Source organism: Sphingobium sp. CFD-1 (assembly GCF_024611115.1).
In the GTDB taxonomy this organism is placed as follows: domain Bacteria; phylum Pseudomonadota; class Alphaproteobacteria; order Sphingomonadales; family Sphingomonadaceae; genus Sphingobium; species Sphingobium baderi_A.
On the sequence record NZ_CP084398.1, the window covers coordinates 822,634 to 842,187 of the forward strand.

The following is a 19,554-nucleotide window of genomic DNA, read 5'->3' on the forward strand; positions in this document are numbered from 1 at the left end:
CAACTCGCGCTCCTGTTAGCTCTGTTCCAATAAGAATTGGACATGGAGAGGTGCCTTGGGCGAGCGCGAAGAATCGATAGCGTTGAAGTTCATCGGCTATTTTCGGGACAGTTGGCCCGAGGATCTGGACGCGCCGCTTCAGCTGGTGTCGGAGGACTGCTATTATCAGAGCATAGTTCCGACGACCGATCGGATATGCGGCAAGGCCGCGATCAAAGCTAAGTGGGAACGGATCAAAGCCGAATATGGCGATCAGCGCCATGACATGAGGGGCGTCGCATCCAGCGACACTTTGGTCTTCACCGAACGGACCGACTGGTCTCACACAAATGGAAAATGGGTGTCGATTCCGCTGGTCGCGGTGTTCGAGATCGGGCCGGAGGGCAAGATAGTCGCCTGGCGGGAGTATCTCGATGGCGGAAATGTTGCACGCCAGATTGGCATGGATGTGAACGACCTTGAACAATCGCTGCGGTCGGGAGCGGCCTGAAAGCGGGCGTTGGGTCTGTGTCCTCTGCAGATCAGACAATGGAGAATGAGCGTTGACCAAACAGGAAGAGATCGTGCTGAATTTCATCGGCGCCTACGGCAAGAGCTGGCCCGCCGATCTGGCAGCGGCACTGGAGCCGCTGGCCGAGGACGCCTATTACCAGATTGTCGTGCCGACGATCCCCCCCGTTGTCGGCCGCGACAGAATATTGGCCGAACATGAGCTGATGAAGCAGAAGGTGCTGGACCAACGCCATGACATGAAATCCTGGGGTTCGCATGGCAATACGGTGTTTACGGAGCGCGTGGATTGGTCGCTGCGGAACGGCAAATGGTCCCCGGTCCCGCTGGTGGCCGTGTTCGACCTGAATGATGACGGCGAGATCGTTGCCTGGCGCGAATATCTGGATCTGGTCCACATTTCGAAATCGCATAGCCTGACTGTGGATCAGATGATCGAATCGCTGGATCTGGACCTGAATTCCGCATCTGCCTGAAAGCCGGAATTTCATCATAGCAGCATATGGCTGCTACCCGCAGTGCGGGTCAGCCGATCCATTTTCGGCTGGGAATTCCGTCCTTTGGACTGTCGGCTACGCGCAGACAAATCAGTTTGAACGTGATCAAAATGAGGCCGCCCGTAGAGAGCGGCCCATAAACGGAGCGAGGGGAATCGATATGACCATGTGGAAAATGGGGGGCGCCATCTCGACCTTGGCGTTGATGGTGACGTCCACGGCTGCTGCACAGGATACTGGCCCGGCGCCGTCCATGCAGGACGATATGACTCGCGACATCGTGGTCACTGCCCGGCGCAAGGCGGAATCCGCGCAGACCGTGCCAATTTCCATTACCGCCGTGGGTGGGGAGGATATACAGAAGCTTGGACTTCAAACCACTGGCGATCTACAGCGGCTTGTTCCCGGCGTCATCCTGAATGGTGCGGGTTCCATGTCGAACACGACCTACACGATCCGCGGGCAAGGCAAGGCAGTTACCGGTCCGGGCCTGCCGTCGGTTATCACTTATCTTAACGAAGTGCCACTGCCGCCTATTGGCAGCTTCACGCCGACATTCGATTTGGACAATGTTCAGGTCCTCAAAGGGCCGCAAGGAACGCTGTTTGGCCGCAATACGACTGGCGGCGCCGTTCTGGTTTACACTCGTGCGCCATCCCACGCATTCGAAGGCTATGTGCAGGTCGATGTCGGCAATTACAACAAGCATTCCTTTCAGGGCGCGGTGAACATCCCCATCATCGCCGACAAGCTGGCTATCCGTCTTGCGGCGGACATTGAACGCAACAAGGGCTTCACGCCCAATATCAGTACCGGCAAGCGTCAGGACAACCTGCACATGGATGCGCTGCGGGCGTCGATCCTGTTCGAGCCAACGGATGGGATCAGTAACAGCCTGGTGATCGACCATACGCGGATCGAGAGTCGAGCGCAGGCATATTTCCCTGTGGTTGTTCTGCGCCCCGATCTTCAGCCGCTGGTCGATTCCCTGCGCGCGCTGGGACGGCGAACTGCAGCCAGCACGGTCGATCCCTTCGACAATGAAACTTTCTGGGGCATTTCGAACACGACATCGATCGACGTCGGGGACATCACGATCAAGAATATCTTCGGCTATCGCTATACCAAGGTCGACAATCTGCAGAATGCGATCGGGTTGCCGGCCGCGCCCCTCCCTGATCTGGGGCCCGGTCTGGCCGCCCTTGGCTTGATTCCGGGACAGCCCGGAACGCTCATCACGACCCGCAACAAGAGCGTGTCGGAACAATATTCGAATGAGTTGCAGATCGCTGGATCGCTATTCAACGACCGGCTGACCTGGCTCGCCGGTGCCTTCTATCTCAAGGCCCAGCCCGCTGGCGTAAACTATCTGGTGCTCGATCTTTTCCGGCCGACACCGCCCAGCCCGACTACCGAGGCGATCGTCAATGGCGCTCTGGGTGGCGTATGGCCGGTCGGATCGCTGTCAGACACGCTTTATGGCGATGAAAGCCATGCCGTATTCGCAAACCTGTCCTATGCGCTTGATGATGTTGGGCTAGTGGGTGTCACACTCAATGGCGGCTTTCGCTACACTTGGGACAAGCAGTCGATTTGCAGCAACAGCCGTGCATCCGTGTCACTGGCGACAGGCAACACGATCGTTCCGCCATATTCGGGTCTGGCTGCATGTCGTGCCGATACCGGAAGCCCATATGGCCGCGCGAGCTTCGATGGGGCAGCCAAATCGAAGGCACCGACATGGACGCTGGGCATCGACTACAAGGCGAGCGATGACATTTTCTTCTACTTCACGACCCGGCGCGGCTATCGCGCCGGCGGCCTGAATGCGCCCGTCCTCGCGCCAGTCCTGAGCGATTTCCAGACCTTCGATCCGCAAACCGTGACCGATTATGAAATGGGTGCCCATACGAAGTTCCGTGCCGGTTCATGGAGCGGGCATTTCAATATTGCCGGGTTCATCAGCCATTTCGACAAGTTGCAATTGCAGGCAACTGGGATAACGGCTGGCTCCGGCCTGCCCGGTGTGGATTCCACTAATGCGCCATCGGGCTCCGCTCTGCAGATCAATGCGGGCACGGCGACCTCCAAGGGTTTCGAGTTCGACGGTGATATTTCGCCGATGCGCGGCCTGACGTTCAGCTTCGCCGGCGCACACCTCCTTCAGAAGTTCGACCGTCTGGAAGCGCCGGCCATTCTGACACCCTTCTTCCATTCACCGGGCGGCTTCACCGGGGCGCCGAAATGGAGCTATCAGTTCGCCGCCGATTACAGCTTCGATCTGGGTGATTTTGGTCAGATGTCGCTGCACGGCGATTATTACCATATCGATCATTATCTACAGGGGCCGGTGCGCCTGCCGGGCTATAATCTGATCAGTCTCAATGCACAGGTCAGTAATCTGAAGGGCCTGCCGATCACTGTCACCGCTTATGTGGATAATCTGACGAACCATCAATATATCCAGAACATCATCATCAGCGCGACGAGCTTCGGCATCAATTCGGGCAGCTACGCGCCGCCGCGCACTTACGGTGTCCGGGTGCGCTATGATTTCTAAATGATGCCGGGATTGGGCGCCTTCCATTGTCGAGGAAGCGGGACATCTTTGCCCCGCTTCCTTGTCGGCCAATCTTGTTCAATCGCTCCCCGGATAAAATTGGGCGGCCACGGCGGTATCGAGATATTCCCGGCCCTCCACGATCCGGCCCAGCCGGTCGATGACGAATATATAGACATAGCTGTTGCAATAGAGGCCCTCGGCAAAGCTGAAACGACCTTCCGCTTCTATCGCGATCCGGTCGCCCTCGGCCGTCATGCGCGATATGGTGAGCATCCGTTCGTTCGATCGCCGGATCGTGTTGGCCAGCCCCTGCAGCAGGGCGTTGCGGTCCAGTTCGCCCCAACCTTGAACCCACCAGGTCGCCGTCGGTGCGAGCATGGCGTCCAGAGTGGCAAGATCGCCTGCCGCAATAGCTTCCAGAAAGCTGGGTCCGGTCTGCGTGGGGGGGATACCGATATTCATGCGACTGTTGAACCTATGGCGCATTGGTCTGTCAACAAGGAGAGGCCATTGCGCTATCGTAGGGACCGAAGCTTGAGGAGAGGGAACATGGTATGACTGCGGCAGAGAAGGTTGGTCTACATCAGCGCACCTGCCCTTTATGCGAAGGGATGTGCGGAATCGACGTGAGTGTCGAGGGTGACAAGGTGACGATGATCCGTCCGAACAAGGCGAATGTCTGGAGCCGGGGCCATATCTGCCCCAAGGGCACGACACTCGGCGATCTGCACCATGATCCCGACCGTCTGCACACGCCAATGATCCGTGAAGGGACAGAATGGCGCGCAGCTTCCTGGGAAGAAGCCTTCGCGCATGCGGAGTGCCTGGCGCGCGGCGTTCGCGAGAAATATGGCCAATCCGCCTTTGCCAGCTTCGGCGGCAATATGTCGGGGAAGGGCTTTGCGAGCGGCCGCTACATGATGCTGCTTCATGGCCTCGCTCGCTTCGCGCAGAGCTTCTCTTCGTCGAGTGTCGACCAACTGCCCAAGAATGTCAGCTCCCATCTGCTCTACGGCAATATGTGGAAGATCCCGATCCCAGACGTGGATCGGACCGACCTCTTCGTCATGCTTGGGGCGAACCCTGCGGAATCGAAAGGCAGCATCTTCTCGCATCGCGATGTCATGGGCGCGCTCCGTGATCTGCGCGCGCGGGGCGGGAAGCTGGTGGTGGTGGACCCCGTGCGTACACGGACGGCGGCGGCGGCCGATCAATGGGTGCCGCTGCGTCCCGGCAGCGATGCAGCGTTCTTGCTGGCTATCGTTCATGTGCTGTTCGCCGAGGACAGGGTTCGTCTCGGCCATCTCGCGTCGTTGGTGGCGGGGGTCGAGACGTTGCGCGACGTCGCTGCCGACTTCTCGCCCGAACGCGTAGAGCGGTTCTGTGGTGTCGAGGCAAAGATTATTCGCGACCTAGCGCTGGAGATCGCGAATGCGCGCGCCGCCGCCATTTATGGTCGGATCGGTACCTGTACTCAGACTTTCGGGACATTGGCATCCTGGCTTGTGGACGTGATCGCAATCCTGACGGGCAATCTGGATCGTCCCGGCGGATCGATGTGGAGCACGCAGGTCGCTCCCCATCTGGATCTCGCGCCGCCCTATCCCAGCAACGCATCCGTTACCGGCAAACCATCGCGTGTGCGTGGTGTGCCGGCGATTCTGGGGCAATATCCGGCGTCCTGTCTGGCCGAGGAAATTGATACGCCGGGTGCGGGACAGATTCATGCATTGATGACGCTAGGCGCCAATCCGGTGTTGTCCGTTCCTGGCACAGCCCGGCTTGATGCGGCGCTCGGACAGCTCGAATGCATGATCAGCATCGACATCTATATCAACGAAACCACACGACATGCCCATGTCATCTTTCCTAGCCCATCGCTGCTGGAACAGCCGCATTGGGATGTTTGGGGCTGGCCCTGGGCGTTGACGAGCGGCGGCCATTATTCGCCAGCCTTGTTCGATCCGGTGGATCGCCCGCCAGAATGGCAGGTGATGGCGCGGGTCGGCGCGATCATGGGCGGAGTGGATGGTCCTGATCTCGGCGCACTGGACGACGAATTTTTCGCTGGAATGTGCGATCGTGCGGGGATCGACCGGAAGGTCGCTTTCGATGCGCTGCCCGTAAACGGTCCCGAACGCGTCCTCGACCTGTGCATCCGTTCAGGACCGTTCGGGGATCGGTTTGGCGCGAATCCGCAGGGGCTGAAGCTCGACGACTTCAAGGCCGCACCGGATGGCATATTGCTCGGACCCGCCGTGCCGTGGGGCGGCAAGGCTATCAAAACCCCAAGCGGCCTTATCGAACTGGCCCATCCGCATTTCCTGGCCGATCTTTCCCGGCTGGAAGCGGCGATGGACGATACGGATGCCGACCTGGTTCTGGTCAGTCGGCGTCAGTTGCGCTCGCTCAACAGCTGGATGCACAATCTTAATACGCTGGTGAAGGGTAAGGAGCGATGCACGCTCCAGATCCATAGCCAGGATGCGCTGCGGCTGGAGATCGCCAGCGGTGACATTTGCGAAGTGGCGAGCGAGGGCGGCACGGTCACCGCACCGGTCGAAATTACGGACGATATCATGCCCGGCGTCGTCAGTCTGCCGCATGGCTGGGGTCATGATCGCCGGGACGCGCGCCTCGGCATTGCGAGACTGCACGCGGGCACGAATATCAATGAACTCAGCCCGGCCAGAATGCTCGATGCCGCGTCAGGCAATGCCGTACTGAACGGCATTCCGGTCACGGTCCGACGAATAGAGGCGCAGGCATGAAATATGACCTGACCGATGCTCCGTTTGTCAGCGGGGCGGGATTGGCTGAAGATCCATGTCGATATAGTCATATCCCTTGCCACATGCCCGCAGCAGGAAGTTTTGGCGCTTCAGCCAGCGATGGAAATGCTGGATCAGCCGCGCATCGTCCGCTGGTCCGGCATTAGCGACGAACGTATCGAGCGCCGCCATCGCGGCATCGCCATTATCCGGGCGGTGACCCAGTAGCTGTTCGACATCGTCCATGTCCGCCGCTACGACCGCAGCGCCATAGGTCGCCCAGCGTTGCATGTAGCGGGCGAGCGCCGCCGCGGAATTGCGCTGATACGTCATCCCCGCGCCATCGCCGGGAAAGGCGTCGATCTGTTCGATCAGCTTGCGGCCGGCTTCGACATAGCCGATCGCTTGTGCCACCGGCGGGGCCGGGTCGATCAGCGTCACGCTGTCATGCTCGGCCATCGCGCTGATGGAAAAACGCGTGGCGGACACTGCGAACTGCAAATAGGCGACATAATCCTGTTCGGGTGAGGACTGGAATGCGAGTGGCCACAGAAGGAAGCCGTTTACGCCGCAGAAGCCAGCGGTATGATATTCGATCAACTGCTTGCTAATCCTGTCGCCGGTCAGCGTCTCATAATGGTCGATCAGGGCGGAGATGTCGCCCAGCGGCTCGGCCGTGTCGCGGATTCGCAAGCCAGCCAGCTCGGCTGCCGGGTCACCGAAGCTGGAGACTTCGAAATCGATGAGGCCGGTCACGTGATCGCCATCGAACAGGAACTGGCCGGCATCCGGGTTGATGAAGGCGGCTCGCATCCGATCCCGCGGCACGTTGCGGCGAAGCCAGCCGGCGATGAAGCGCATCAGGGGGAACGGGCGTCCGATCGTGTCGTGGAAGATGCGGATCGCGGGCTCGTAAAGCCCCAGTGCAATATCCTCGGCCGATGTCGGGGCTGGAAGCCCGACTTCGGCAAAGGCTTCGAGCGGTAACTGGTGCAGGCGCGCAATGAGAGCGACATAGTCCTCGCGCACCTTGCGGCGTATCTCCTCATCGACAATGGTTGCGGTGTTGATCGTTCCGGGGAGGCGTTCCAGCACCAGCGATAGCGGATCGTCGATCACGCCCAGCAGGCGCGGCGCGGGGATGCCTTGCGCTTCCAGCGCGCGATGGATCGCGCCTTCCTGCATCATGTCCACAGGCGACACATAACTGTCACCACGCGGCCCGCGAATATAAAGCGGTAGTGTCTTGCCATTTGCGACGACTTCGACGTCCCAGCCGGGCCGCCAGCGCGGATGACGTTCAAATTGAGTCACGATGCCCAGATTGTTGGTGAGCCAGTCAAACACACGCCGGTCGAACGGTTCCAGTGCAGTTGGATCGAACCCTGTGGTTCTTCCATCTTCGGCCACGCTGCTGTCGGTCATTTCGAACATCCTCTCGCCTTTAAGGTTAGCATGGCTTCGCTCGCTGTCGCCTCTTTCCGTATGTCGGCGATGGAATCCGTATCCTAGAGAAACGTGCAAAGCTTCCGATTCACATTGGCCGATGTGCACTGTGGATTCACAGGTTCAGCGCCGAAAGGGCTCCAGCGATTTCACTCATCCAGTCCCAGCCGCAGAATTCGTCGCTGCCCGCCTGCACATTAGCGGCGCTTTCAGCGCCGAGTATTGCGCTTTCGGCGCTCAGCCTGCCGCTCGTCGTCTACCTGCCCAGCTACTATTCGGGCAGCCTCCATCTCGACCTTGGAGTTGTAGGGGCGGTATTCATGATCGTCAGGATCATCGATATCACGTTTGACCCGCTGATTGGCGGGTCGATGGACAGGACCCGCACCCGTATGGGCCGCTATCGGCCCTGGCTCGCCGCGGGAGCACCGATGATCATGGTCGGTATGTTGATGCTTTTTACCGCATCGCCTGGTGTGGGGCCGATCTATCTCATGGGCTGGCTTATCGTTGCCTATGGTGGCTGGTCCATCCTGGGCCTCGCGCAACTGGCGCTGGCCGCCAATGCATCACCCGACTATCAGGAACGATCGCGCATCTATGCATGGTGGCAGTTCGCCTTCATGCTGGGCATGGTCGCGACCATGTTGATCCCCAAGCTTCTGGCACTTGCGGGGCGGCCGGGGCAAGCCAGCGCGATGAGCATGATGGCATGGTTCGTGTTCGTCGTGACCCCACTCATGACAGGCTTTACCCTTCTTATGGTTCGTGAACGGGGCGAAGCCGGGGCTTCCCATGGCGGTGGCATAGGGGTCTATCTTCGCCTCGCGCGGCGCGCAGACGTCAGGATCGTGCTCCTCGGGGAATTGCTGCTTGGGCTGGCGGCGGGCACGACGACGACGCTGGCGATCTTCTTCTTCGCGCTTGGCAAGGGAATAGCGCCTGCCGATGTTGGACTTATCCTGATCGGGCAATTTGCTGTGGCCTTACTGGTGACGCCCATGTGGACACGGCTCGCCGGTCGTCTCGGCAAGCATCGCGCCCTCGCACTCGCAGCGGTCGGTTCCGGTTTCGTCCAAATCCCGCTCTACCTGATGCCAGGCGGCAATCTTTTGATAGCGATTGCCATCTTTTCGCTGGTGGGGCTTTTCTATGGTGCGATAGCGATGCTGCCGCGTGCCATGATCGCGGACTGTGCAGACGCGAATCGGTTGGATACTGGGCATGACAGCACCGGTCTGCTGTTCGCCTTGTTGATCGGTATCTGGAAGATCGGGCAGGCGCTGTCGGTCGGCTTGCTGTTCTCGATCCTCGAATGGATTGATTTCAATCCCGCGCTGGATGCGAAAAACACCGTTGAAGCCCTTGAGCGCTTGCAACTGCTTTACTGTTTCGTGCCGCTGTCGCTATCTCTCGTCGCGGCGCTGAATCTGCTATATTATCCACTGACCGGCGCACGTCATGCTGTCATTCGCGCGGCGCTTGCCGTTCGCGATTAGCGCCAACGAGGGCCGAGCCGGTAAACCGACGCGGATGAGGCTCCACTCCGCAATGAGGACGATAGTGGCGAAGTAGGTTTCCTATCGTATCGGCGGCGGCTTTGACACAAAAGAGCCTATCGATGATGTTTCTGCGGCGATATCGCCCGGCAGCATACTCTCCTGTCAGTCTTGCCACATAATCTGGGGCGGCCAGATCGAGACGGCGAAATGCCGACCGAACTGGCCGCCCCGATGCGATAGAGCGATCTGATGCCTTAGGATTTAAGGGAGAGGTTTTTCCGATACTTTACCCCGGCATTGTAACCCACATTAAAAATCCCTCGGCAATCAAAAGATCGTGAGGTTGTCAGTTCTGCCCGAACCGCCACGTCATGCCCAATCCGTAGGTGCGCGATTCACCGGAGAACTCGGTTGCGATACCCAGTGAACGGTAGAGATCGGAAAAGCGGCGGGTCAGATATTTCTTGTTCGCCAGATTGCGAGCGAAAATCGAAATTTCGACGTTCGGATTTTCAACCTTATAGGAAATCCGGCCATTGATCAGACCATAGCCCGGAATCCGTCCCAACTCGTTTTCCGCAGCATATTGTGCCTTCACCGCATCCGACTGGGCGTCGGCAGCGCGCGAGGCGAAGAATTGCTGCCCGCTTACATAAGCATAGCTGGCATTGACCGACAGTTCGCCGGTGGAAAGGATGAACGTCTGCGTCGCGCTGATATTGAACTGCCTCTTCGGCAACTGGATCAGCGGCAGATTGCTCAAGTCGACGGTGCACAGGATTTGGGTTGCATTTGCCCCTTGTGCACATCCTGCGGGAGTTGCTCCCGTCACTCCGTTGATCACCTGGGTTTCGGTGAAGGTACCCTTTTCATATTTGCCGTCAGAAAGATTGCCGCTCGCCGTGATCTCCATGCCCTTCCAAGGCACAGCGGTGATTTCGAGTTCGGCGCCCCAGATGCGTGCGTTACCGTTATTCTGGAGATATTGCGTCACGCCTGCTGGCCCGACGGCATTGACGATGGCCTGAACGTCCGATTTCCATGTGTGGGCTCTGTTGCAAACATGGGGCACGGCCGCGCGGCGTCACCCAGTTGGGGGATTAGGCAGCATTGGCGAAATGCTTATTGAGCATAATCATGGTTTCGGTCAGGGCCGAGGGTCCAATTCCGAATGCTCTTTCAACCAGGCGCACCTCCCCCATGATACCTGGCTGCAGGCACCATGCCTGGGCCTGTCCTTTGCGTAGGGCGCGCATGACCTCGAAGCCCTTGATCGTGGCGTAGGCCGTTGGCATCGACTTGAAGCCACGTACCGGCTTGATCAGCATCTTCAGCTTGCCGTGGTCGGCCTCGAGCACGTTGTTCAGATATTTCACCTGCCGGTGCTCGGTTTCCGCCGCCAGTTTGCCTTCGCGTTTCAGCTCAGCGATTGCTGCGCCGTAGCTGGGTGCCTTGTCGGTATTGAGTTTGGCCGGCTTTTCCCAGTCCTTCAGGCCACGAAGAGCTTTGCCCAGAAAGCGCTTCGCCGCTTTGGCGCTGCGTGTCGATGACAGATAGAAATCAATCGTGTCGCCCCGTTTGTCGACCGCCCGGTACAGGTAGGTCCATTTGCCCCGCACCTTTACGTAGGTCTCATCCAGACGCCAGCTCGGATCAAAGCCGCGCCGCCAGAACCAGCGGAGACGCTTCTCCATCTCCGGCGCGTAGCGCTGCACCCAGCGATAGATCGTCGTATGATCGACATCGATCCCACGCTCGGACAGCATTTCCTCGAGATCACGGTAGCTGATGCCGTATCGACAATACCAGCGCACCGCCCATAGGATGACCTCGCCGGTAAAATGCCGTCCTTTGAAATCGTTCATCGCAACTGACCTTGACAGTACATGAGCCCAATCTTGGAAACCGTGTCAGAGTTTGCAACAGAGCCCTGGCGCGAATATCTCGACATGATGGACCTGTTGAAGAAACAGGGCGGAGACCTCAACGACGCAGCCTATGGCGGCTGATACCCACGCCCGAACTACAATAAATATCTGGCGTAATGAATGAAGGGAGGCGCCGCCACTGGCGGTGACCTCCACGGACAAGGTGAGGAAGGCTGACCGGCGACAATGCCGACGGCGCCGCGCAACGGAACTCGGTTTTTCGAGCTGCGAAGCCGTGCCTGCGACAGGACGACGACCGGTCAGCCATTTGGCTGAAGGGAAATCATGATGAATGCAGCACTTTCTTCAAGTATGATCGCCAGGCTTGCGTTGATGGCCGGCTGTTCGGTCGTTGCGGTCGGTGCGGCGGCGCAAACCGGATCGTTGGCTTCGAAGGACACGTCCGCGGCGCAGACGCCGGCCGACGCCACCAATCCGGCGAACCCGATGGCTGACATCATAGTCGTCGCACGGCGTAGCGAGGAACGGCTGCAATCCGTTCCACTCAGCATTACCGCCGTGTCCAACGCTCAATTGTCAGCGACCACCGTCACCACCGGCACCGACCTTCAGAAGCTGGTCCCCACGCTGAACGTCGGGGTAAGCATCTTCGGTTCAAGTCAGCAATATTCCCTGCGCGGCGTTCGAACGGGAGTGGTGACCTATTTCAATGAAGTGCCGGTTTCGACCAGTGCCGCTGATCTCCAGCTCTGGGATCTGCAATCCGTTCAGGCGATTGCGGGCCCGCAAGGCACATTGTTCGGGCGCAACAGCACTGGCGGCGCGGTATTGTTCGTTCCGCAGCGGCCAAAGGATGAATTTGGCGGCTATGTCGATGGCCGGATCGGCAGCTATAATTTGCGCGAAGTGACGGGTGTGATCAATGTCCCGATCGCTGATGTGTTGAAGGTCCGTCTCGGCGTTCAGCGTACCAAGCGCGATGCCTTGACGAAGAATATCTCCGGCCCGGACATGAACACGCAAGATCGGACGGTCGTGCGGGCCTCGGTATTGTTCGAACCGAACAGTTGGCTTTCCAACTATACCGTGTTCCTCTATTCGCACCGCGATGAGCGGCCGCTGGCCCAGATCAGCGGGTCCGATGGCGTTGTCGTCTCCTGTCCGACCAGTATCCCCAGTTGTGTCTATGGCGCTACATATAACGAAGAACTGCTGGACCAGCATGCTCGTGGCATCAGAACCGTATCCATCCCACTCGATACGCGGCAATATGATGAACCTTGGCTGCTTACAAATATCCTGTCCGCACAGGCCGGGGATATCACGTTCAAATATATTGCTGGCTATGGCGGCAACAAGCAGGATCAGTTTACCAGCCAGTTGTCGATCGCCTTGCCAGTCATTGTCGGTGATAATGAATCGAAATCGCGCCAGCACACCCATGAACTGGAAATTCTTGGCAGCATGAGAACGGCGGAGCAATATTCGACCACGCTAGCGGCGGGATAGTCCTGCTGCGGGCGGCGTAAAAGTCGTCCACCTTGAAGCCTTTCTGCCAAGTCAGGGAGGTGTGGGGATCTACAGCGTGGAACTTTATCTTCAGGTCCGTTTGGCTTGCGCGGATGGCATGAGCCAGCGGGCGGCGGCGAAGCGTTTCAATGTGTCGCGCGACACGGTGCGCAAGATGCTGTCGTTTTCATCGCCACCGGGTTACCGGCGTCAATCTGTCCCGCAGCGCCCGAAGCTGGACGGGTTTGTGGCGATCATTGATGGATGGCTTGAAGGGGACCGCTGCGTCCCGCGCAAACAGCGCCATACGGCGAAGCGGGTATTCGACCGCTTGCGCGCCGAGCATGGTTTCACCGGCGGCTATACGATCATCAAGGATTACATCCGCGAGCGTGAGCAACGCAGCCGGGAGATGTTCGTGCCGCTGGCCCACCCGGCGGGGGATGCGCAGGCCGATTTCGGGGAAGCGCTGGTGGAGATCGGCGGGGTGCAGCAGAAGGCCTACTTCTTCGCACTCGATCTGCCGCACAGTGATGCCTGCTATGTGCGGGCCTATCCGGCGGCGGTGGCGGAGGCTTGGGTTGACGGACACGTTCATGCCTTCGCGTTCTTCGGCGCGGTGCCGCGTTCCATCGTTTACGACAACGATCGCTGCCTTGTGGCGAAAATCCTGCCAGACGGCACGCGCAAGCGTGCCACGCTGTTCAGCGCTTTCCTGTCGCATTATGTGATCCGCGACCGCTATGCCCGTCCGGGCAAGGGGAACGAGAAAGGCAATGTGGAAGGGCTGGTAGGTTACTGCCGCCGCAATTTCATGGTGCCGATCCCGAAGTTCCCGACCTGGGAGGCCTTCAACCTATGGCTGGAGGAGCAATGTCGCAAGCGCCAGCAGGAGAAGGTGCGCGGGGAGAGCGAGACGATCGATGAGCGCTTGCAGCGCGATCTGGCGGCCATGCAGCCTCTGCCCGCTACACCCTTCGAGGCCTGCGATCAGACGAGCGGGCGGGTCTCCTCGCAATCTCTGGTGCGCTACAGGACCAACGATTATTCGGTTCCGGTAGTCTGGGGCCATCAGGAGGTCTGGATCAGGGCCTATGTCGATGAAGTGGTGATCGGATGCCGCAGCGAAGTTATCGCCCGTCATTCTCGTTGCTATGCCCGCGAGGAGGTTATCTTCGCCCCGCTCCACTATCTCCCGCTGATCGAGCAGAAGATCAACGCATTCGACCAGGCCGCGCCTTTGCAGGGCTGGGATTTGCCCGAAGCGTTCACGACACTGCAGCGGTTGATGGAAGGCCGCATGCACAAGCATGGCAGGCGTGAATATGTACAGGTGCTGCGCCTGTTGGAAACGTTCACCCTCGCCGATCTCCAGGCGGCGGTGGAACAGGCCATTGATCTTGGCGCCATCGGCTTCGATGCCGTCAAGCACCTCGCCCTGTGCCGGGTCGAACGCGTACCGCCCAGGCTGGACCTGGACGTCTATCCCTTCCTGCCACGCACAACGGTCGAGAAGACCTTTGCCAGAGCCTATCTGAGCCTGCTCTCCGACCAGCAGGAGGCCGCATGAGCGATCAGACCCCGGAGCTTCTTCTCGCTCACAATCTCAAGGCACTCAAGCTGCCTACGTGCCTGCGAGAGCACCACAAGCTCGCCCGGCAATGTGCCGCTGAAGGCGTCGATCATATCCGCTTCCTCGCCCGCCTTGTCGAGATGGAGATGATCGACAGGGAGCGTCGTATGGTCGAGCGGCGCATCAAGGCCGCGCGCTTCCCCGCCGTCAAAAGCCTCGACAGCTTCGACTTCACCGTCATCCCCAGGCTCAACAAGATGCAGGTGCTCGAGATGGCGCGCTGCGAGTGGATCGAGCGGCGTGAGAACGCCATCGCTCTGGGGCCATCGGGCACCGGAAAGACGCACGTAGCGTTGGGGCTCGGACTGGCAGCATGCCAGAAAGGGCTGTCGGTGGGCTTCACCACTGCGGCGGCGCTGGTCAGCGAAATGATGGAGGCGCGCGACGAGCGGCGTCTCCTGCGCTTCCAGAAGCAGATGGTCGGATACAAACTGCTCATCATCGACGAACTGGGCTTCGTACCGCTCTCCAAGACCGGCGCCGAACTGCTGTTCGAGCTGATCTCCCAGCGTTACGAACGCGGCTCCACCTTGATCACCAGCAACCTGCCCTTCGACGAATGGACCGAAACCTTCGGATCCGAGCGTCTCACAGGCGCGCTCCTCGATCGCCTGACCCATCACGTCAGCATCCTCGAGATGAACGGCGAAAGCTATCGCCTCGCTCACAGCCGGGCCCGCAAGGCCAAAATCAGACCCTGAAAAGCAAGCCAATGCCGGGGGGAGTGGCCCTCGGGCTACGCCCTCACGCCACTCCCCCCGGCGTGTAACACGATGGCCTGGTTTTACGCCGCCCCATGGCCGACTTTTGCTCCGCCGTTGACAGCAGCATGTTCGACAATCGGCTGACCTGGGTGGGTGGTCTTTATTATTGGAAGAATCGTTCAAATAGTCTGAACCGCTATCTGTTGTTTGCACCCGCGGGCACTGTTCTGTCCGATCTGACGACTCAGCAGACCGGCGGCATCGATCAGCAGATTTCGAAGGCCGTTTACGGTCAGGCGACGTTCGCCGCTACCGACCGGCTCAAATTGACCGCGGGCGTGCGTTACACCAAGGACAAGCAACTCACCAATCAGGTCGGGTACAGCCCGGGCCTCCAGTGTAACCTCCCTGATTTCCCCAATGTCGATCTGACGACCTGCCACCAGCGCATTACGTCGACCTCGGATGCCGTCACCTACAACTTCTCGGTTGATTATGAGCTGTCGGACAAGGTTCTTGTCTATGCCACGACGCGCAAGGGCTATAATGCGGGCGGCTTCAACGCCAATATCAACGACCCCAAGCTCGAAATCGTGAAACCTGAATATATCCGCGATTATGAGGCGGGCGTGAAGGCGGACTGGAATCTCGGTTTGGTTCCGATACGTACGAACATTTCGGCCTTCCTTTCAAAGTATAAGGATATTCAGCGCACGACGTCCCTGATCCTCGATGATCTGGTGGTTACCGGCAATTTCAACGCCGCCGCGGCCACCATCTATGGCGGGCAGATTGAGGTGCTGGCCCGTCCGGTGACCGGGCTCGATTTGCAAGCATCCTATGGTTATCTTCAAACCAAATATGACAGTTTCGACAATCCGCTGGTCGGTAATCTGACGGGCAACAAATTCGCCCAGGCGCCGACCCATACCTTGCACCTCGCCGGAACCTACACCTATCCGCTTTCGGTAGGGGAACTCGTTGCGAATGCGAGTTACGGCTATACCAGCAGCGTCACATTCGCGGACGACAATATCACCACGCCCGGCAACACGGCCCGGGGATATGGTCTGGTCGATGCCCGGCTCAGCTGGAACAATGTTGCCGGTCTGGGGATCGACGCCAGCGTGTACGTCAAGAATGCCACCAACAAGAAATATATCCTCAACGCCACCGATCGCACCACGCCGTTCGGGTTCGTGTCGAGGCTCTATGGTGATCAGCGCACCGTGGGATTGCAAGTGAGATACTCATTCGGCGACCGGTAATCGTCTGACATTCGCTCTTGCAAAAGAATCGTGAGGTAAGCGGAAGCGCTGACGGCATCGCGGTTAGCGCTAGAGAACGCCCCACTATCGATAGTGGGGCGTTGCGCTCAGTTTTCCTCACCTCAGTGGCAATTTCTGGGACTGGCAGGAACGTTCTATGCATAGCCCATCGGTTCAAAAATGGGGCCGATCCCGTCGCGCATCACAATTTGTAAGTCATCGCACATCGAGTCGAATCTAGAGGATTCGGCTGGCTGGGGCGGCAGGATTCGAACCTGCGCATGCCGGTACCAAAAACCGGTGCCTTACCGCTTGGCTACGCCCCATCAGATCGCCGGGATGGCTGATGCGGTTCGCATATAACGCCTGATCCGCGAAAGGAAAGCCTAGTCATTGCAATCATTGCGCGTCAATATGAGGAGATCGAACCAGCCTTGGGGGAAACGCTGGCCATGGCCGCAAACAATAGCCTGACCGCATCACAAATCTCCCCGGCATCTCCGCTTTTCCTACGTGAGGATGAAATAAGGCGGGGCATTGAAATGCTGTATTTCGGCTATTCAGCCCTGACGCGATCCATTGATGAAACGTTGCTCGCGCAGGGATTGGGCCGGGCGCACCATCGGGCTCTATATTTCATTTCCCGTCAGCCGGATCTGACCGTCAAGGACCTGCTTCGGCTTTTGGCCATCACGAAACAATCCCTTGGGCGCGTTCTCAACGATCTTGTCGATGGCGGCTATATAGAAACGCGTCAGGGCGCGAATGATCGGCGGCAAAAATTGTTGCGCCTCAGTCCGCAAGGCGCGGCGCTGGAGGCGGAACTGTTCCGCGCCCTGCGTGAGAAAATGGCGTCGGCTTATGCACAAGCGGGACAAGGATCGGTCACTGGTTTTTGGCGCGTGCTGGAAGGTCTTATCCCCGATCAGGACAAGTCCATGGTCTTGGGTCTGCGAAACCGCTGAACCATTGACGGGAGGCAACTTTATAGTCTTTGATGCGCTTAATCCCGCTTACAAGTTGAACGAGGAGCGATCATGAGGAAATTCTTTCTGGCAACCGCCACTATATTGTTTGCCGCTGGTCTGTCCGCCTGCTCGGAAAAGGCGCAGGACAGCTTGGAAAACGCGGGCTCGGCGATTGGGAATGATGTCAGCGGCTCCATGGAAAGCGCAGGCGATCGGATTGATAATGGTCTCGACCGGGCAGGGCAGGCCATTGATGAAGGCTCTGACAGGGTTGGCGCCGCTGCCGACAATGCCGCTCATGATGCACGCCGGGAGGCGGGAGAGGCCAAGCGCGACGTCGGAGAATCGCTGGAAAAGGCAGGTAACGACCTGAAGAATTAATGATCCAGCGCCGCCGGTCCGGTGAGCGGCGGCGCAAATGCTCAGGACGGCTTACGGAATACCGGCACCCTTTTTTCGAAAAAGGCTGTGAAAGCCTCCCGCGCTTCGGGGGATTGCATGGCTTCCCCGAAAAGCCGCCCTTCTTCTTCGATGCGCGCGCGAAGTTCATCGAGATCGCCTTTCAGCAAACGCCTGGTTATAGCGAGCGCCTGCGGTGGCTTCGCCGTTAATGCCGCAGCCGTTTTTCGGGCATGGTCAAGCAGGATATCGCTCGCGACAATGGCGCTGACCAGCCCTGCTCGGTCTGCGCTTTCCGCATCCATGGGTTCGCCCAGCAAAAGCATGGCCGCAGCCTTGGCATAGCCCATCATCGCGGGGGCGAGCAGGCTGGAGCCTGCTTCGGGTACGATTCCCAGATTGACGAAGGGCATGATGAAGCGAGCATCGGGTGCGGCGTAAATCAGGTCGCAATGGAAGAGCATGGTGGTGCCGATGCCCACCGCCAGGCCTTGAACCGCCGCCACGATTGGCTTGTCGAACGATGCTATCGCGCGAATAAACTCGAAGGCTGCCTCGCCGCCCTGCGGGCCTGCGACGAAATCCTTGAGATCGTTGCCGGCGCAGAAATCGCTCCCCCGTCCGGCGATCAGGACCGCGCCGATATCGCTGCGGCGCGAAGCATCCGCCAGCGCGGCGGTCATGGTGCGATACATGGCGGCGGTCAGGGCATTTTTCTTGTCGGGGCGATCGATATGGATTTCGATGATGTCGTCATTTTCGACCAGCACTATGCCTTCGCTCACGATCTGCTCCCTGAAACGATCAAGGGGGAACTGTTGGCCGATGATGATGGTCACGTCTATCCTTTGCCGCCTCTTTTCAGCACATAGGCTGCATGAGTCGGCTAAGATTGTTTCTGGACCCTTTCCTGCTGCTGCTGATCGCCATGGTGGTGCTGGCATCGCTGGCGCCCGCGCATGGCCGCGGCGCGCAAGCCGTGAATATCGCTGCGGATGTCGGCATTGTGCTGCTGTTCTTCCTGCACGGCGCGAAGCTGTCGCGGGAGGCGATCTGGAATGGGGCGCGGGCATGGAAGCTGCACCTGGCGACATTGGGGACGACCTTTGCGGCCTTTCCGCTGCTGGGGCTGGCAACACAGCAGATCGGGGCGCTGCCCGCGACGATGAGGGCCGGGCTGCTATTCCTGACGCTGCTGCCCTCGACCGTGCAGTCGTCCATCGCCTTCACCGCTATCGCGCGGGGCAATGTGGCGGCGGCGGTGGTGAGTGCCTCCTTCTCAAACCTGCTGGGCATATTCCTGACGCCGGTGCTGGTCGCGCTGCTGATGCAGGGAGGGGGGACGGCGGGGATGATCTCGCTCCAGTCGATCGAGGGGATCGTGCTGCAATTGCTGCTGCCCTTTGTAGTCGGACATCTGATGCGGCCTTGGATCGGGGGCTTTGTGGAGCGGCACCGGACGATGCTGGGGCGGGTCGATCGGACGTCGATTCTGTTGATCGTTTATTCGGCCTTTAGCGCGGCGGTGGTGGAGGGGCTGTGGCACAAGGTGTCGCGGGCGGAACTGGCGTTGCTGACGGGTGTGTGCGTGGCGATGCTGATCGTCGTGCTGCTGTTTAGCTGGGCGCTGGGGCGGGTGCTGGGTTTTGCGCGGGAGGATGCCATCGTGCTGCAATTCTGCGGGTCGAAGAAGAGTCTGGCGTCGGGCGTGCCGATTGCGGGCGTACTGTTCCCGGCGAGCGTGGTGGGACCGTTGATCCTGCCGCTGATGCTGTTTCATCAGATCCAGCTTATCGCCTGTGCGCTGCTGGCGCGGCATTATGGGGCGGAGGCGGAGCGGGAAGAGGGGACGCGAAACCAAGAGGGAAGTGGTGAAGTGAACGCGGTTTGATTTT

At 59.2% G+C, this 19,554-nt stretch carries 18 protein-coding genes and 1 tRNA gene; 12 read left to right on the forward strand and 7 right to left on the reverse strand.

Features of this window, described 5'->3' with window-relative positions; genetic code table 11:
• Positions 1-55 precede the first annotated feature (55 nt).
• The 3 genes from LDB26_RS04080 to LDB26_RS04090 all read left to right on the forward strand — a co-directional run bounded on the left by LDB26_RS04080 (position 56) and on the right by LDB26_RS04090 (position 3,567).
• Positions 56-490: a limonene-1,2-epoxide hydrolase family protein gene (locus LDB26_RS04080; RefSeq protein ID WP_062064295.1), complete on the forward strand. Its 435-nt coding sequence runs from the start codon at positions 56-58 to the stop codon at positions 488-490.
• 52 nt (positions 491-542) lie between these two features.
• Positions 543-986: a limonene-1,2-epoxide hydrolase family protein gene (locus LDB26_RS04085; protein ID WP_257540507.1), complete on the forward strand. Its 444-nt coding sequence runs from the start codon at positions 543-545 to the stop codon at positions 984-986.
• 181 nt (positions 987-1,167) lie between these two features.
• Positions 1,168-3,567 carry a TonB-dependent receptor gene (locus LDB26_RS04090; RefSeq protein ID WP_257540509.1) on the forward strand — a complete coding sequence of 800 codons (2,400 nt, stop codon included), beginning with the start codon at positions 1,168-1,170 and terminating at the stop codon, positions 3,565-3,567.
• Positions 3,568-3,645: 78 nt separating this feature from the next.
• On the opposite strand, the gene LDB26_RS04095 is transcribed toward LDB26_RS04090, so the two are convergent.
• Positions 3,646-4,032 carry a nuclear transport factor 2 family protein gene (locus LDB26_RS04095; RefSeq protein WP_062064300.1) on the reverse strand — a complete coding sequence of 129 codons (387 nt, stop codon included), beginning with the start codon at positions 4,030-4,032 and terminating at the stop codon, positions 3,646-3,648.
• 92 nt (positions 4,033-4,124) lie between these two features.
• On the opposite strand from LDB26_RS04095, the gene LDB26_RS04100 reads away from it, so the two are divergent.
• A complete protein-coding gene (locus LDB26_RS04100; RefSeq protein ID WP_257540511.1) occupies positions 4,125-6,341 on the forward strand; it encodes a molybdopterin-dependent oxidoreductase in 2,217 nt (738 codons plus the stop codon).
• Between the two features lie 27 nt (positions 6,342-6,368).
• Here LDB26_RS04100 and LDB26_RS04105 read toward each other — a convergent pair whose 3' ends face one another.
• Positions 6,369-7,766 (reverse strand): phosphotransferase, encoded by a 1,398-nt coding sequence (locus LDB26_RS04105; RefSeq protein WP_257540514.1) that lies wholly within the window; start codon positions 7,764-7,766, stop codon positions 6,369-6,371.
• Positions 7,767-8,008: 242 nt separating this feature from the next.
• On the opposite strand from LDB26_RS04105, the gene LDB26_RS04110 reads away from it, so the two are divergent.
• A complete protein-coding gene (locus LDB26_RS04110) occupies positions 8,009-9,286 on the forward strand; it encodes an MFS transporter (RefSeq protein WP_257541968.1) in 1,278 nt (425 codons plus the stop codon).
• A gap of 349 nt (positions 9,287-9,635) precedes the next feature.
• Here LDB26_RS04110 and LDB26_RS04115 read toward each other — a convergent pair whose 3' ends face one another.
• The 3 genes from LDB26_RS04115 to LDB26_RS04125 form a co-directional block, all read right to left on the reverse strand.
• On the reverse strand, positions 9,636-10,361 hold the full coding sequence (locus LDB26_RS04115; protein ID WP_257540516.1) for a TonB-dependent receptor: 726 nt from the start codon (positions 10,359-10,361) through the stop codon (positions 9,636-9,638).
• Between the two features lie 28 nt (positions 10,362-10,389).
• A complete protein-coding gene (locus LDB26_RS04120) occupies positions 10,390-11,154 on the reverse strand; it encodes an IS6 family transposase (protein ID WP_006949122.1) in 765 nt (254 codons plus the stop codon).
• A 323-nt stretch (positions 11,155-11,477) separates the two neighbouring features.
• Entirely contained in the window at positions 11,478-11,678 is a 201-nt protein-coding gene (locus tag LDB26_RS04125) for a hypothetical protein (protein WP_257540518.1), read from the reverse strand.
• Between LDB26_RS04125 and LDB26_RS04130 the strand changes: the two genes are divergently transcribed.
• The 4 genes from LDB26_RS04130 (at position 11,665) to LDB26_RS04145 (ending at position 16,292) form a co-directional block, all read left to right on the forward strand.
• Positions 11,665-12,687: a TonB-dependent receptor plug domain-containing protein gene (locus LDB26_RS04130; protein WP_257540520.1), complete on the forward strand. Its 1,023-nt coding sequence runs from the start codon at positions 11,665-11,667 to the stop codon at positions 12,685-12,687. The two genes, LDB26_RS04125 and LDB26_RS04130, sit on opposite strands and share 14 nt — an antisense overlap.
• A gap of 76 nt (positions 12,688-12,763) precedes the next feature.
• Entirely contained in the window at positions 12,764-14,257 is a 1,494-nt protein-coding gene (istA, locus tag LDB26_RS04135) for an IS21 family transposase (protein WP_257541944.1), read from the forward strand.
• Positions 14,254-15,021, forward strand: a complete 768-nt coding sequence (gene istB, locus LDB26_RS04140; RefSeq protein ID WP_213500153.1) for an IS21-like element helper ATPase IstB — start codon at positions 14,254-14,256, stop codon at positions 15,019-15,021. Before istA ends, istB begins: the two co-directional genes overlap by 4 nt.
• A 128-nt stretch (positions 15,022-15,149) precedes the next feature.
• Positions 15,150-16,292 (forward strand): TonB-dependent receptor, encoded by a 1,143-nt coding sequence (locus LDB26_RS04145; RefSeq protein WP_257540522.1) that lies wholly within the window; start codon positions 15,150-15,152, stop codon positions 16,290-16,292.
• A 251-nt stretch (positions 16,293-16,543) separates the two neighbouring features.
• Here the strand turns inward: LDB26_RS04145 and LDB26_RS04150 are convergent.
• A tRNA-Gln gene (locus tag LDB26_RS04150) sits at positions 16,544-16,618 on the reverse strand.
• Positions 16,619-16,744: 126 nt separating this feature from the next.
• Here LDB26_RS04150 and LDB26_RS04155 point away from each other — a divergent pair.
• Both LDB26_RS04155 and LDB26_RS04160 read left to right on the forward strand, forming a co-directional pair.
• Positions 16,745-17,257 (forward strand): MarR family winged helix-turn-helix transcriptional regulator, encoded by a 513-nt coding sequence (locus LDB26_RS04155; protein ID WP_257540524.1) that lies wholly within the window; start codon positions 16,745-16,747, stop codon positions 17,255-17,257.
• Between the two features lie 72 nt (positions 17,258-17,329).
• Positions 17,330-17,641: a hypothetical protein gene (locus LDB26_RS04160; RefSeq protein ID WP_062064368.1), complete on the forward strand. Its 312-nt coding sequence runs from the start codon at positions 17,330-17,332 to the stop codon at positions 17,639-17,641.
• A gap of 41 nt (positions 17,642-17,682) precedes the next feature.
• Here LDB26_RS04160 and LDB26_RS04165 read toward each other — a convergent pair whose 3' ends face one another.
• A complete protein-coding gene (locus LDB26_RS04165; protein WP_257541970.1) occupies positions 17,683-18,444 on the reverse strand; it encodes an enoyl-CoA hydratase in 762 nt (253 codons plus the stop codon).
• 92 nt (positions 18,445-18,536) lie between these two features.
• Between LDB26_RS04165 and LDB26_RS04170 the strand changes: the two genes are divergently transcribed.
• Entirely contained in the window at positions 18,537-19,550 is a 1,014-nt protein-coding gene (locus LDB26_RS04170; protein ID WP_257540527.1) for a bile acid:sodium symporter family protein, read from the forward strand.
• Positions 19,551-19,554 lie beyond the last annotated feature (4 nt).

Coding starts and splice junctions, on each gene's coding strand:
- LDB26_RS04090 (WP_257540509.1), top strand. CDS start 1,168: ATGACCATGTGGAAAATGGGGGGCGCCATCTCGACCTTGGCGTTGATG.
- LDB26_RS04095 (WP_062064300.1), bottom strand. CDS start 4,032: ATGAATATCGGTATCCCCCCCACGCAGACCGGACCCAGCTTTCTGGAA.
- LDB26_RS04100 (WP_257540511.1), top strand. CDS start 4,125: ATGACTGCGGCAGAGAAGGTTGGTCTACATCAGCGCACCTGCCCTTTA.
- LDB26_RS04105 (WP_257540514.1), bottom strand. CDS start 7,766: ATGACCGACAGCAGCGTGGCCGAAGATGGAAGAACCACAGGGTTCGAT.
- LDB26_RS04120 (WP_006949122.1), bottom strand. CDS start 11,154: ATGAACGATTTCAAAGGACGGCATTTTACCGGCGAGGTCATCCTATGG.
- LDB26_RS04130 (WP_257540520.1), top strand. CDS start 11,665: ATGGCTGACATCATAGTCGTCGCACGGCGTAGCGAGGAACGGCTGCAA.
- LDB26_RS04125 (WP_257540518.1), bottom strand. CDS start 11,678: ATGATGTCAGCCATCGGGTTCGCCGGATTGGTGGCGTCGGCCGGCGTC.
- istB (WP_213500153.1), top strand. CDS start 14,254: ATGAGCGATCAGACCCCGGAGCTTCTTCTCGCTCACAATCTCAAGGCA.
- LDB26_RS04145 (WP_257540522.1), top strand. CDS start 15,150: ATGTTCGACAATCGGCTGACCTGGGTGGGTGGTCTTTATTATTGGAAG.
- LDB26_RS04155 (WP_257540524.1), top strand. CDS start 16,745: ATGGCCGCAAACAATAGCCTGACCGCATCACAAATCTCCCCGGCATCT.
- LDB26_RS04160 (WP_062064368.1), top strand. CDS start 17,330: ATGAGGAAATTCTTTCTGGCAACCGCCACTATATTGTTTGCCGCTGGT.
- LDB26_RS04170 (WP_257540527.1), top strand. CDS start 18,537: ATGAGTCGGCTAAGATTGTTTCTGGACCCTTTCCTGCTGCTGCTGATC.